Annotated in this window: 14 protein-coding genes; all 14 read left to right on the top strand. The window is 36.6% G+C overall.

The features are described 5' to 3' along the window. Positions 1-22 precede the first annotated feature (22 nt). A complete protein-coding gene (locus IGL98_RS15560; protein WP_206845927.1) occupies positions 23-268 on the top strand; it encodes a hypothetical protein in 246 nt (81 codons plus the stop codon). Between the two features lie 16 nt (positions 269-284). Next, a complete protein-coding gene (locus tag IGL98_RS15555; RefSeq protein WP_206845924.1) occupies positions 285-584 on the top strand; it encodes a hypothetical protein in 300 nt (99 codons plus the stop codon). A 3-nt stretch (positions 585-587) separates the two neighbouring features. Next, positions 588-1,175 carry an LPXTG cell wall anchor domain-containing protein gene (locus IGL98_RS15550; RefSeq protein ID WP_339099516.1) on the top strand — a complete coding sequence of 196 codons (588 nt, stop codon included), beginning with the start codon at positions 588-590 and terminating at the stop codon, positions 1,173-1,175. Then, positions 1,176-1,985 (top strand): WxL domain-containing protein, encoded by an 810-nt coding sequence (locus tag IGL98_RS15545; RefSeq protein ID WP_206912926.1) that lies wholly within the window; start codon positions 1,176-1,178, stop codon positions 1,983-1,985. It begins immediately after the preceding gene. A gap of 150 nt (positions 1,986-2,135) precedes the next feature. Further along, a complete protein-coding gene (locus tag IGL98_RS15540; protein WP_206912924.1) occupies positions 2,136-4,988 on the top strand; it encodes a hypothetical protein in 2,853 nt (950 codons plus the stop codon). Between the two features lie 283 nt (positions 4,989-5,271). Beyond that, the gene (locus tag IGL98_RS15535) at positions 5,272-6,051 is read left to right on the top strand and encodes a WxL domain-containing protein (protein ID WP_069647220.1); all 780 of its coding nucleotides are present in this window, start codon (positions 5,272-5,274) and stop codon (positions 6,049-6,051) included. Positions 6,052-6,144: 93 nt separating this feature from the next. Next, on the top strand, positions 6,145-7,212 hold the full coding sequence (locus IGL98_RS15530) for a DUF916 and DUF3324 domain-containing protein (protein WP_206845911.1): 1,068 nt from the start codon (positions 6,145-6,147) through the stop codon (positions 7,210-7,212). 16 nt (positions 7,213-7,228) lie between these two features. After that, positions 7,229-7,894 carry a YccF domain-containing protein gene (locus IGL98_RS15525; RefSeq protein WP_206845908.1) on the top strand — a complete coding sequence of 222 codons (666 nt, stop codon included), beginning with the start codon at positions 7,229-7,231 and terminating at the stop codon, positions 7,892-7,894. 22 nt (positions 7,895-7,916) lie between these two features. After that, on the top strand, positions 7,917-8,627 hold the full coding sequence (gene lepB, locus IGL98_RS15520) for a signal peptidase I (RefSeq protein WP_206912922.1): 711 nt from the start codon (positions 7,917-7,919) through the stop codon (positions 8,625-8,627). A 116-nt stretch (positions 8,628-8,743) separates the two neighbouring features. Then, positions 8,744-9,295 carry a signal peptidase I gene (gene lepB, locus IGL98_RS15515; RefSeq protein WP_242590286.1) on the top strand — a complete coding sequence of 184 codons (552 nt, stop codon included), beginning with the start codon at positions 8,744-8,746 and terminating at the stop codon, positions 9,293-9,295. 18 nt (positions 9,296-9,313) lie between these two features. Further along, positions 9,314-11,905: a YfhO family protein gene (locus IGL98_RS15510; protein WP_206845902.1), complete on the top strand. Its 2,592-nt coding sequence runs from the start codon at positions 9,314-9,316 to the stop codon at positions 11,903-11,905. A 19-nt stretch (positions 11,906-11,924) separates the two neighbouring features. Continuing rightward, positions 11,925-12,899 (top strand): DUF5067 domain-containing protein, encoded by a 975-nt coding sequence (locus tag IGL98_RS15505; RefSeq protein WP_242590285.1) that lies wholly within the window; start codon positions 11,925-11,927, stop codon positions 12,897-12,899. Then, a complete protein-coding gene (locus IGL98_RS15500) occupies positions 12,896-13,633 on the top strand; it encodes a hypothetical protein (RefSeq protein WP_206845900.1) in 738 nt (245 codons plus the stop codon). The genes IGL98_RS15505 and IGL98_RS15500 overlap by 4 nt, the downstream gene beginning before the upstream one ends. Positions 13,634-13,894: 261 nt before the next feature. After that, entirely contained in the window at positions 13,895-14,407 is a 513-nt protein-coding gene (locus tag IGL98_RS15495) for an HdeD family acid-resistance protein (RefSeq protein ID WP_206845899.1), read from the top strand. Positions 14,408-14,497 lie beyond the last annotated feature (90 nt).

Here is a 14,497-nt window from a genome sequence, read left to right as displayed (position 1 = left end):
TGGGACAGCTGATGCTCTAGAAATGGGAAGTAAAACAATTTCTATAAAAACTGTTGGTACTTACAAAGCAACGCTTGAAGCTGATTTAGGCATAGGAAAAGCAACAGCAGAAAAAGCGTTAGTAGTTTTTGGTGCTGATCTGTTAGCTTTTGTAACAATCGTACGAAACGGAACATTAGCACTAAGTAAAACGCTAACGAATCTATTCACTAAAATTTCAAACAGTTACGAATACAATTACTATCGATGCAACAGAATCAAAATCTAATTTAAGTGCTCGGAATATGGATAGAGGAGAAGTACTTCTAACTTCGGATACAAGCACAAGTACAGTCGATAATTCTGAAGGATCATATACTTCAGCGATTACTGTAGATTTCAATGGAGCAAAAGCATCAACCAATCGAGCAGCTACTGTATTTGGTGCCGATTTAAGAGCTCCTTTTTATTTTACCATTGAAAAAAATAAAAAATTTGCACTGGGAACTAATGATGCAACGGTCTTTTCAAAATATCAAACAACGGTATCTACTGTCGCAACGAGTGTAGCCTATCAATGGGTAACCGATGAAACAAGAAAGTAGACGATGAGTAAGTTTGTTTCTGATAAAGTTGGTTTTCAATATAGGTATATCAAAATGACCGACAAAAACAATACGGCTATTTCAAGGGTTTTGGAAATACCAATGAATATTTTTGCAAATAATCGAACAGTAGATTTAGGGTGTATGACAGGATTAAATTATCAATCATTTATTCCTAATTACGATTGTTCCTGTTTCTTATGCAAATGTGAAATAGGTGAATGGAGGAAAATGATGAAAAAAAGAGTTAGTTTAATAAAAATCGCGCTTTCTTCTATCTTAGCACTCGCTTTTCTAGGGCTATACGCAGGAAATGTCATTGCTGAAGAAAATCCAGAAGTTTCTGTCAAAGGTGAAATTACACTGTTTGAAGAAGCGCCTATAGATAGCAGTGAACCACCAATTACCAAACCTTCGGATACTACACCAGATGAGACGGTAAAGCCAAAAGGCAAACTTCCTTCAACTGGTGAGTTGGTCAAATATGGTTCTATGATAAGCGGTGGTTTATTACTGATCGTAGTCACACTCTTTTACTTCATAAAAAGAAGCAAAGAGCGGACTGAAGCAAAAGAAGGGAGCGATGAATAAGTGAAAACAATTCATTGGATTTCTTCACTGTGTCTGCTTTCTACTGGAATGCTAGGTATTTCTATCCCGGCTGAAGCACAAGAATCAATACAAGCAAACGGAGAGATGGGGATTACTTTTGACGGACTGGTCGATCCAAACTTTGGCATTCGAGATCCAGAAGCACCAGAAAATGAATTGACGACAGATGAGATGTACGGCAAAACGAACGGTCCTTTACGAATTGATTTCGTTTCGAATCTTAACTTTAATAGTAACAAAATCGTAAAAGGAGATATGGATTTCTCTGCAAATGCTTTACTATTCAAAGACGTCATTGCGCCTAGAGGTTATTTTATTCAAGTCTCAGACTATAGAGAAGACCGAACAGGTTGGGGCTTACAAGTTCGACAAGAAACACAATTTACCAATCAAAGTAAAGCAAACAGTGAGCTAAAAGGTGCTGTCCTTTCATTTGACAAATCGTGGACCAACACACCAAATGGCGGCAGCAAACATCCAGTTGTTTCAAAAGAAGTCATACGCTTAAACAATATAGGTGAAACCAACACACTGGCGAAAGCGGACAAAGGAACTGGCGGTGGCACATGGAGCATTAGTTTTGGCGCATCACAAGATAATCAGAAAGATATCACGCCAACATTCAGCCCACGATTAGATGGAAATGCGAAACCAATTATTGATCCTACTAACGGTAACCAAGCGGTTTATATGAATGATGCAGTTCGCTTATCCATACCAGGAGGAACGGAGAAAGAACCAGGCACCTATTCAACCGTGTTGACTTGGATTATTTCAGAATTACCCTAAAAACACGAATTAATAAAGAGGAAACACAAATGAAATTCACACACACAATTTATGCAGTGAAGCAGCCTGATTTTTCTAAAAGACAGATCAAAAAACAAGTGTCTTCTTTGGAGAGGACAGATTACTTTTATAGTGGAAGGAGGTATAGTCGTGACAAAGAAAATGAAAAATTTTATAGGGATAGTCCTGTTTGTTGCTTTTAGTTGGTTTTTTGTATTCACGAAAGCTGAAGTCGTTGAAGCATACTCTTGGAGTAAAACGCTTGGCAACTCTCCTAGAGTCGTTCAAATAGATCCTGAAAATCCCAATATAGGTGATATAGACCCAAATGCAATTAATATAGGGCTAGTTGGGACAGATAATACTGTATCGATTTATAACACAAGTGGGAAATTAACTAAAACCATTCCTATGTACCCAACTTCAACTGTTTATCACAATGATTTCATGCCGAATGAAACGGCTAGGGTGTCAAAAGCTGGAATTTACAAAGGTCGATATGTAGATCTAATGTTTAAAAATACTGGAGTGTATAGCGGCGATATAAACATAAGTTCAAACGGTACAGTAACCTTTTATCGTACCAATACCTATGTAGCATATGCAAAATACTTGACGATGAAGATAGTTGATCATGAAACGAGTGAAGAATTCAAGGATAACACTTTTTATATGCCAACATATATCACAAGTATTGGCTATTCGCTTGGGCAGTACGTTAAAGGCTATGATAAAAGTTTGACTAAGGCTTACTATATCCCATCGGCAGATGCGTTTTTAAAGAGCAGTGCATACCTTGATACTACATCTAATTCAGCGTTTGATTTCATGTCAGCTCAAGGAAACAGTAAAACTGGTGAAGGCTATTTTACAATTTATGGACAAACTAGCGCAGCTGGTTATTCATTTGGAAGTATTACCAGTGGTGGCTCTGCAACGGCACTTCCTTTTTTCTCACCAGGGCTGAAATCTCCTTTACCAGTGGACTATCTTCCATTAGCGATTCCAAAGACGGCAAGTCCATCTGCGGATCAAAAGAAAATGGAACTGACGATGAAACAAGAGTTAAGCAAACAAACTATAGATAAGTATGTTCCCGATAATGATAGTTTTAAATTAACTATTACCGAAGAAAATACCACTTTTCTAGATATCCAAAAAAATGATTTCTCACTCTTTATGAATAATCAAGAGGTTGTAAATGATGGCACAGCCTATACATTAGATGTAGGTAAGTCAGGAGATAAGACAACGATCACGGTTAATTTAAAAACGAGTTATCTTAAAGAGCAAAATGGAATTGCACAAGCCAAAGCAATAGAAATCAGACAAAGTTCAGCAATAAAACAGAATGAATCTGACATGAAAGCGGCTATGAATGAACAAAAATTTACAGTACCAATAGCTGCGAAACTTTCATATGATCTGAAGTTTGATGAGGCAAGTACGCTTAAGAAAGAGATAGATACGCCAAATCAAGATGTTACGTTGGCGTTGACACCACCATTGACTGCAGATGTTACTACAGGCTATATGGTTACCTCAGGAACAAAAGTAAGTGATATTCCGATAGATAACTTAGTTAAAAATTTTAGAAATACGATGTACGATTGGGATCAAGTCACAGCTTCATACGCTAGTCCAACAACGACCTTGAGTGGTACTGGAAATCAAATTATTGTGGTCAATCTGATTAGTGACACATTTGGAAACACAGTACCAGTGAATGTGACAGTCAGAATTCAGAATAACTATATTTTGAGCTACAATCTCAATGGTGGACAAGGGACGCTACCTGCACAAGCAGTATTTACTTCATCAACTAGTGTGATAGTAGCTAGTGGAGCAACCTTATCTAAAGAAGGTGCAACGTTTATGGGGTGGAGCTTAGCAGCAGAGCCAAAAGATCAAGATAAAATTTACAAGCCAGGAGACAGCTATGGAAACATAGCCGCTGAAAAAAAGAGTGCAACACTCTATGCGGTTTGGAAATTAGATGCTGTCTTGTATACCTCTTGGGATGATAAAACTCCAACTAAAGAGTTAAGTAAAACCATTTATAGGAATACGACTGAAACTGTGCTTCCGTTTTATTGGAAAACCACAGATAAAGTAAAGTATAAAGTCGTTGTGAAATCAGGTAGCGAAATTATCCTAACTAAAATGATTGAAAATCAAGAAGATGGTCAAGAGTTAACAGAAGCAGAACTAGCTATTTTATTAGAAAAAGTACCAGATAATGGCAGCAATGCTGTAACTGTAGACTTTTATGAGCTAGACAGTGACGATGACGTGATTAATCCGTCGAAACCAAGTGATACGTTGAATCTGACGCTTATCATAGAGGTACCACCAACAGCGGAATATACGGTGAACTTTGTTGATGAAAAAGGCAACGCATTACATGAGCCCTATGTTGGATCAGGATTAACCGGTTCAAAGGTGAAACTTAGTGATTTACTAGAAATCGAAACGATTGTTGAAGGATTGAAAGCTGATAATTATGACTTAATTGAAAGTCCCGCAGATGAATTTCTAATCAAGCCGACTGGAAATAATATGAACTATAAATTTACTGGTCTACTAACACTAGTTTCAGCACCAAGCTCTTTAGATTTTGATATCAAAAAAGTAGCCATTAAAGCTGAGAAATTCACGAATCCAGAAATTAAGGGGAATCCATTAGTCGTTTCTGATACAAGAGCCGACAAGGTGAAATGGAATCTTAAAGCAAAAGTAGATCAGCCGTTAACTAGTTTAGACAACAGCAGTGTGATTATTCCTGATTCGATCAAGTACAGTAATCAAGAAGAAGAAATCGCATTAACAGATGAAGATGTCGTGATCTTTAGTCACACAAATACAGAATCTGGGCAATATAATGTTACCCAAGAACGTTGGTCTAAAGGGGAGGGGTTCTTATTGGACTTAGAACCTGGAGCAATTAAAGTACTTGGCAAATATCAAGCAAAAATGACGATTACGTTGGAAAATGCCAAGTAATCAGAAAAAAACAGGGGTCAATTCAGCCTATGGAGCTGGGGTACTTAGCATGTGATTTTCAATGTAGCACAAAATGCAAAGGAAATATCATCATGCCTAAACTTATGAATGCTCTGGTGAGTTGACCCGCCCGACGAGATTGCTGTTTCATATTGGAGAAGCAGTTCGTCAATCCTTATCTGGAGGGATTTAAAACAACCAGAAACATATTCAACGGTGCTAACTTGGATTAACTCCAAGCTAACATAAATAAAAAAAACACACATCATAGGAGGAAACACAAATGAAATTAACACACAAATTAACTGGAGCAGTATTATTGGCAACTTTAGGCGTAGCGGTAGCAGTACCAGGGATTACAAAGGCAGAAGACGCGTCTCACTCTAAAAAAGGTGACATGGATATCCAATTCACTCGTAATACAGATGACGATACAAATACAACTCGTCCAGTTTTCACTGACTCAGATGGTGAATCAGATACAAGCGTTATCTCAGGAACTATTACTCGTCCTTTAGAATCAGTTATCTTCGGTGTTCAAGATGTAACGCCACTATCTTTTGGCGGACATGCAGTAGTCAATGACGGAAGCGATCGTACATTCTTTGCTAAAAACTATGTTGAAGAAGATGGTGTAGCAGCAAACCACGTGATGATTAAAGATACACGTAGTACATTAGATCACACGTACAAAGTAGAAGCGAAAATCACAAAACCAATGACTGCAACAATTGCGGGTGAAGGTGATTATGAACTTTCAGGTGCGACATTAACATACACAAATATTGGTATTAAATCAAACCAAGCAGCAAACTTAGCTTTGAGCGCAGATTCAATCGCAAGTCCTTCTATTGACGTAACAGAAGAGGGTGTAACCTTCATTGACAACCAAGAAGCAACTAAAGGAATCGGGCAATCAATGATCTACTTTGGTACATTAACAGATGCAGACACTGAAAAGAAATCAGATAAATCAGTGAAATTAACTGTTGGAAGTGACAAAGAAATCGTTGAAGGTAACTATAAAGGCGAAATTACTTGGACGATGTCTAACACTCTATAATTAAAATTTTTAATACCTATCAGTATTAATCGCGAGTACCGATCCAGGTGGATCGGTACCGCACTTAAAAAAATGACTTGAAAGGAATCGACGATGAAACAATATTTTAAACAAGCACTATTTTTATTACTATACATAAGCTGTCTGTTATTAATAATCCCACAAACTACATATGCACAAGACGGAGACGGGGAAATTGGCTACAGCTATAAAATCATAAAGCCAGAAAATCAAATTGGTAATGCTGGTTATTTTGATCTACGAATGACACCAGAGCAAAAACAAACCGTCGAAATCGAGCTATATAACATGACAGATGGTGAATTAAGTGTTGATTTATCTGTTCATAGCGCGAAAACAAATAGTAACGGTGTAATTGAATATGGTCCTACTAAAATTGAACAGGATCCATCATTGAAATATGACATAGGAGATATTGTAAAAGTCCCTGAAACCGTTACTCTTGCACCGAAAGAAACCAAAAAAGTCCCTGTTGACATTTCTATGCCAAAAGAGAGCTTTGATGGTCAATTGTCTGGTGGAATCTATCTGCAAAAATCTGAAACAGAGGCAGAGAAAAAAGCAAGTGAATCAGCTAATGGTGTAGTAAACAAATATGCCTTCATAATAGGGATGTTACTAAGCGAAACAGATACAAAAATCCAACCAGAACTAGCATTAAACAAAGTGTATGCAGGTTCTTCAAACTATCGTAATGCCTTTTTGATAAACTTCTCCAATCTGGAGCCGACTTATGTAGAAGGTATGACTGTAGATGCAAGAATCTTCAAAAAAGGATCAGATGAAATTTTATACGATTCAAAAAAAGAAAATTATCGAATGGCACCAAATACTCAGATGACCTTCCCTGTTAATTTAAATGGCGAACAATTCGCTCCAGGTGATTATGATAGCCATATCGTCGTTACTGCTGGGGATAAAAAATGGGAATGGAAAGAAAGCTTCTCCATTACACAAAAAGACGCAGATAAATACAATGCTCAAGACGTTTCACTTATCCAAGACCGAGGAATAAACTGGGTCATGATAGCGATGATCGCTGGCGGCGTTTTAGTTCTCTTACTGGTTATTTTCATTATAGTTCGTACCATATCAAAGAAGAAAAAGAAAAAAGCAACTAAGAGAAAAAAAACTAACTAAAGAAAGGAGGTAGAATATGACTATATTAGATTGGCTGTTTATCGGTTGCTGTTCTGCCTTCCTTATAGCTTTTGCTATTGGGTTGTTTTCATTTGCTCTTTCTTTTGTAACAACTAAGAAATTCAATGAGCTAAAGAGGAAACGACCTAAAAATAAACAAAAGAGAAAACGGTGGCAGCGTAAAAGGCAGCAACTGAAAAAGAAGAAAACAGCACAAATAAAACGAGGAATTATTTTTATCGTTTTAAGTATCCTCTTTCTTAGTGGTGGTTTGTATGCCCGTTATTATCAATTAACAAACTTATCTAAAACAGATGGGAATATCATTGTTCAAAGCTATTTTGTCACAGAAGAAGTCAACAAAACCTTAACGAGTCTTCAGAATGGTTCTGATGTGGGCGAATCAAAACAGAAATTGATGGAACTGACCTCACTATTGGCATCTTATGGTAGTGCTACCCCTTCAAATGGACTTTCAAAAGAAGGTCAACAACTATTGAAACGATACTATGTTCAACTGCGTGAATATGGATCCAATACATATTCGCTATCAGAAGAGCAATTGAACAATCAAGAAACAGTTTTAACCTATATCAACGATTTGAAACGAGTGGAGCAAACACAAAAAAAAGTTTTTAAAGAATTTAGCGTCAATGAAGCCGCATTAAAGCAAAAAAAATAAAGTGAATCAAAGGGGATTTATGATGAGTGCCAAAAAGAGAACGACTTCTCACTCACGCCCTAAAAACAGGTTGGATGAACACATTGGGAAACCTGCAAAAAAAAGCAACGCCCGAAAAAGTGATCCGACATACATAAAAAAGAAGAGACAACGATCAAAACAGGCTAATAAAAAGAAACAACGAAAAAAGCAGACCTGGCAGACATCAATTAAACGGATCGTAATTGAATTTGGTCTGAGTTTGATTCTGTTAGGAACTGTGTTGTATCTGTTATCCTTCTTTACATTTACTTTCGCGAAGGTAGAAGGCTATTCAATGGTTCCTACATTGAATAATGATGAATGGGTTTTTGTCAGTAAATTAGCTAAGCCGAAGCGATTTAAGTTAGTTTTACATAGAGATCCAAACAGTAAAGAAACGTCAGTGAGAAGAGTGATTGGTTTACCAGGAGAAACGATCAGCTATAAAGATGACCAGCTATACGTTAATGATCGGGATGTATTTGAGCGCTTTTTAGAAGATGAAACGAAGCGAGCCCAAAGCAGTGGAGGTGTATATACCGAAGATTGGTCAACTAAAGCAGAACAGGTTCCTAAAGGAAAGTATCTGGTTTTAGGTGACAATCGGCCCTATGCCTCAGATAGTCGGGAATATGGTTATGTGGATGAACAAGACCTTGTTGGCCTTGTGGAAATGAGAGTTTTACCTCTACATCAAGTGCAACAATTTTAGCAGAGTAGTATTCCAAAGAAAGGATGGTTCCTATAAAAAATAAGAATCAAAAGAAAATAAATAAGCGCATTATGAACGGCGAAATAAAAAAAAGAAACCCAGAGTACAAAAGAAAAATGCTGATTTATTTAAAAAATACATGCTTCTTGCTGCTTTTATTTTTAGGCGTTCTTTTCTTAGTGAAGGTAAAAGCTCATCAAGTTAGCGGTGAATCCATGATGCCGACATTAGAGGACGGAGATCGCCTATTTATTTTAAGAAATGAAGATCCACAGCGTTATTCTCTGATTACTTTCGAACCGAAGGAAAAGAAAGACGAATCTTACATAAAAAGAGTGGTCGGAATGCCAGGTGACCGTATTTGGCTGGATCAAAATACTGTTTATTTAAATAGTCAAATGGCTGAAACAAATCCCACACCGCCAAACGAAGAGCATCTTTCTGGTGTTGACTTGCCCGACGGAACAGTAAAAGTCCGCGTAGACTGGGCGGTTGCTGCAAAATTAGAGGGCTTATCCATAATTCCAAAGGATCACTATTTTGTTTTGGGAGATAACCGAAGACATTCAACAGATAGTCGAGCATTGGGATTAATCGATAAGGATCAGATTGAAGGTGTCGTAAAATTTAGATATTTTCCATTTAACCGAATTGGCATGATTGATTAAAGAAAAGCGAGGATAAACATGAAACAACAAGATAAAAAAACATTTTTCAAAAAAAATAGCGTAGCAATCGTTCTTAGCTTTCTTTTACCGGTTGCAATTATGGCAATCAGTTATTATCGACTAGGAATCTATCCGACGAGTGAGCGTACGATTTTAGCCAGTGATGCATTTGGTCAGCTCGTCAATTTTTATTCAGGATTTAATAATATGCTTCATGGCGATCAGTCGTTCTTTTATACTTGGACTGGTTCTTTGGGACTGAATTTTGTTTCGTTAATGAGTTATTATACGAATAGTTTATTCAGTTTTCTCGTATTTTTCTTTGATAATTTACATATGCCGGATGCGATGTACCTCATACTATTAACTAAAATTGGTGCAATGGGTGTAACTTTTTGGGTATTTGCTCGTCAAACATTTAGAATACCGCAGTGGGCGAACGTTGCTTTGAGCGTGTCATATGCCTTAATGAGCTTTACGATGGCGTATTCCATTATGCTCATGTGGATGGATGCAATGGTGTATCTCCCATTAATCTTATTAGGAATTCATCGCATTATGGATAGACAACGACCGGTTCTATTATTTAGTACGTACTTTTTATTATTTATCACAAATTACTATATGGCTTTTATGGTCGGTTTGTTTAGTTTTCTCTATTTTTTCATTCGTGTGTTGACACAATGGACGATCTATAAGCGTTCGATCCTACCTTACTTGATTACATCAGTATTGGCAGGACTTGCTTCTATGGTGATCATCTTGCCGTCGGTACTTGATTTAAGAACGAACGGAGAAAAACTTGACTCGATCAATAGCTTTATGACAAATGATGTTGGACCTTGGGATTTTGTCGTGAAAAGCATGAGTGGTGTGTACGATACCTCGAAGTTTGGGAGTAGTCCCTTCATATATGTTGGCCTATTTCCGCTACTGTTTTTCATCTTTTACTTTGTGACGAAAAAAATCCCATTAAAAAACAAATTATTATTCGGTGGTTTACTGTTACTCATGGTTGCCAGTGTCTACATCCAGCCATTGAATCTATTTTGGCAGGGAATGCATTCACCGAACATGTTTTTATTCCGTTATAGTTTCCTATATTCAGCTTTAGTTTTGATATTAGCTGGTTTTGGCTTGGAGAAATTCGAGAAAAAAGATCTTAATATCCTCGGGAATATTATGTTGTCATTGGTCACTATTTTTATCGGCGTTGCCATTATTTCCAACAAAAAAAGATATGGCTACATTACGCAGGAATCCTTGATTGTCACGGTAGTTTTATTAGTGGTCTATGTGCTGTTATTGATCCTTAAAAGCAAAGTGACAAAATATAATTGGTTGATGCCGGTTTTACTGTTGACTGTACTATGTGGGGAAATGTTCTTTAATACCCAACAGATATTGCTAGGAATCGATAAAGAATGGGGCTATACAAGCAAGGAACGCTATACACAAGGACATAAAGATATTGAGCCATTAGTGAAAAAAGCTCAATCAATGAATGATACCTTCTATCGACTTGAAAACTTAGATCCAATCAGCCGAACAGATAGTTTTAATTACAATTATTCTGGTGTAACAATGTTTTCATCCATACGTAATCGTAATTCTTCTCAATATCTGGATCGTTTAGGCTACCGTTCAGAAGGAACCAATCTAACGATTCAGTATGAAAATAATACAATTTTGATGGATGATTTATTGGGCGTAAAATATAATTTAGCCAAAAATGATCCTCAAAAATATGGCTTTAAAAAAATTGAGACACATGGCGAGTACAGTCTTTATGAAAACGAACATGCCTTGCCATTAGGAATATTAACAGATAAAGGCATTTATGAAACTAAAAACAATAACAATCAAACAGCGTTGATTCAATATTTGTCAGAAATAAAGGAACCACTTTTCCAATTTACTGGTTTAACAGAAGTTTCCCGAACCAACATGTATGTGCAGGAATCTGGCGATTTCACCCTCTTTTCTGAAGAAAGCAACACAGGAGAAGAAAAAAGTATTACCTGGGAAGTCAATGTACCAGCACAGACGCAAGCGTATTTATCTTTAGATACTAGAGCATCGAGAGGAATCGATAATGGCTCGGTAGAAGTAAGTGTCGATGGACATAAAAAAACCAGCGGACTCTCTTCAACAGGTACGTATTTTAATTTAGGTCATTATGATCAAGCAACGAAAGTCAAAGTTACAGCTAAATTTATTGGCAGCTCCGTTGTACAAGTTGTTCGTCCGTCTGTATTAGTTCTAAAAACGGATATACTAGATCAAGCAATAACTGATATCAGAGAAAAAGAGGTCGCTTTTCAGGTTAAAGGCAATCATGTGAAAGCCGAAGTTTCGACAGAAGAAGAACAGGTTATTTTTACGACAATTCCTTATGATTCAGGCTGGAAAGCATCTGTTGATGGAAAACCAGCAGAAATTAAAGCGGTTCAAGATGCCTTGATTACAGTTAAGGTACCTAAAGGAAAGCATACAGTTGAACTCACTTATTACCCAGAAGGAATGAAACTTGGCGGATTATTATTTATCAGTAGTCTACTGTTATTTATCGTTTATGTTTATTGGTACCAGAAAAAAATAAAAAAATAAACCAAAAGGAGTTAATCCATTGAAAATAAACGGAACAATTATTTTGTCTTTAGTAGCCGTATTGCTTTTTTTTACCGGATGTTCAAAAGAGCTGGAAGATACCGAGCAAAAATTTAGTGCTAGGGGAACTTCCTATGAAATGCAACTACCAGTTGGCTGGAAAGCAGATAAAGAAGTTAGAAGTGATTATGGACTTCAAACAACTTTTAGTGCAGAAGATACAAAAAGTAATTCCTATCTATTCATTACAACGACACCAGCAACAGAAGTAGCGCAAGAAGGATTTGGAGAAAAGACAAGAGAAAAATTAAAAGAGCGTTATAATTATAAAAACCTTGAGGGGATTTATATGAAAAAAATAAAGGTAGGAGAGTATCCAGCTTATAAATATACCTTGAACACTGTCTATAAAGAAAAAAGTGTCTGGGCACATTTCTACTATATTTGGACAGAGAACAGTTTTGTCCAGATGACCTTTTACTCGGCAGACGATAATTCCTATGAGAAGCGTTCAGAGAGAATCGATGCCGCGGTAGCGACTCTTAAAGAAGTCAGTTTTGATGAGAAAGAAGCTGAAAAATCGGAAGAATCACAAGAAAAAGCAGAAGGTGATATCATTACGATTGAAAATGACGAGTTAAAAATGGAAACGACAGGTGTAAGACAAGTGAGAGGAACAGACCAACAGAAACTACTAGCCATTCGCTATAATTTTACGAACCTAGGTGCAGATCCTGTTCAGCCCTCTATTTGGCAAGAGCTTGTTACAGCTTCGCAAAATGGGCGAGCGCTGCCAGTAGCAAAACTGCCAGAAGATTCAGCTTTTCTGGATGTAAAAGATCTTGCGGACGCTCAGACTAAAATGGTTTCTCAAGGAGAAACAGTTGAATGCGTTGTTCTTTATGATCTTTATGATCAAAGCACGATTGAATTGAGTTTCTCACAAGAAGCTTTTCCAGGTCGCCAAGCAGCACGGGTGGTGATTCCTAAATGAGTAAAAGAAAATCAATGATGGGAATTCTCACGTTAATGCTCCTATTTGTTTTTTCTGGATGTAGCAAAGCAGGCAGATACGATGATTTTACCAAGGAAGAACAGGCGCTGAGCTTTCAGACCAAACGCAAGCAAACCTTTGGTAATTCTGATTATTCAAAGATAGCAACGGAAAAAGAGGCTTTTCAGCTTGTCGAAGAAAAATATAAGCTAGGTATTCCAGCTTATTATGAAGAAACGAAAGAACTTATTGCCAATGAAATACCCTCAGATACAGTAAAAGCAGGGGAAACGTTATATGCCGTTTTCGCTAGAAATAAAGAGCTGAACTTTCAAACCAGATATACTTTTTATAAGGAAGAGGAGTTACAGGTTGTTTCAGAAGTAAGCTTGAATTATGAGTATTCAGAAGAAAACAACCTAGCATATTTACGTTCACAGACTGTTTCGATTAAAATTGCGCCAGTCAATGGTGGACTGCCTAATGATAATCTTAATAGACTTGTCGAAAAAATAGGCACAAATATGAATATTTCTAATGAAAAAATCATGTCTGGCTTAGCTGGCTATGAGAAACAAGTAAAAGAATCAACTAGTCCAATTACAGAAGAGTTCTTACCAATCATAACAAGTCAGAAGCGTGCGAATAAAAATGAGGAATTCAACAAACTAATAGCTGTTGGCTATGATACGAATGGAACCGTAAGAGAGCTCTACGCAGAAATATCGGAATAAGTTGAGCTACTTTTTCCAGCATTTATTCAAAAAAAGGTGGGACAAAAGCATATTCCTGATGGGAGTGTTTCTGGTTTTACCATCTATTCACTCTTAGGCTATGAGACAAAAGTAATTTTTACTTTTGTCTCATAGCCTTTTTTATATTCTTTCGTTTCATACGACATGATGTGAAAATATCAACGTCTGTTTATCTTTTATACTATGTATATCAAGTTGATACATATCAACCAAAATTAAAATTACGGAGGAATGACCGTTATGACAACAGAAAGAAAATTCAAGGGCAAGTATTTTATCATCGGACTATTATTTACATGGGCTGCTATTATCGCATTTCAAAATCCAGCAGATGATATAGCTGCACTGGTAATGTTCGCATCAGTTTTAGCAATAGTAAAAGGATCACTTGGTTTTTTTGACCGAAATAAAGATACGGACATAAAAAATAAACCAGCCCATATGTTTATCAGTATCATCGATCTTCTTATCGGAATTTTCTTTTTATTCCATTTAGCATTAGGAATGATTGTTTCACCGTTTATCTTCGCAATTTGGTTTATCTGTGATTCGGTGGGACACCTAATAAATCAAGATGTAGCAAAAAAAATTAGCGAAAGTTATTACAGATTTTCACTTGTTATCAATATTTTAGGAGTCATTATTGGTGTGATACTATTTTTCAACCCATTGGTATCAGCTTTAACGCTAGCTTTTCTAATCGGTTTTTATCTTTTGTTAACAGGGATCAATTATCTAATAGCTGCATTTTAGAATAGAAGCAAGCGAATTGAAACAAAAGTTTAAACGAAGAAAATCATAAAATCAAAACACAATGAAAATTAAAAAATGAAGGGAAGAAAA

Origin of the sequence: Enterococcus sp. DIV0840 (genome assembly GCF_050527835.1) — a bacterium.
Lineage (GTDB): Bacteria > Bacillota > Bacilli > Lactobacillales > Enterococcaceae > Enterococcus_L > Enterococcus_L ureasiticus.
The sequence above is the reverse complement of the archived record's forward strand: the minus strand, read 5'-3'. Positions and strand labels throughout refer to the sequence as shown.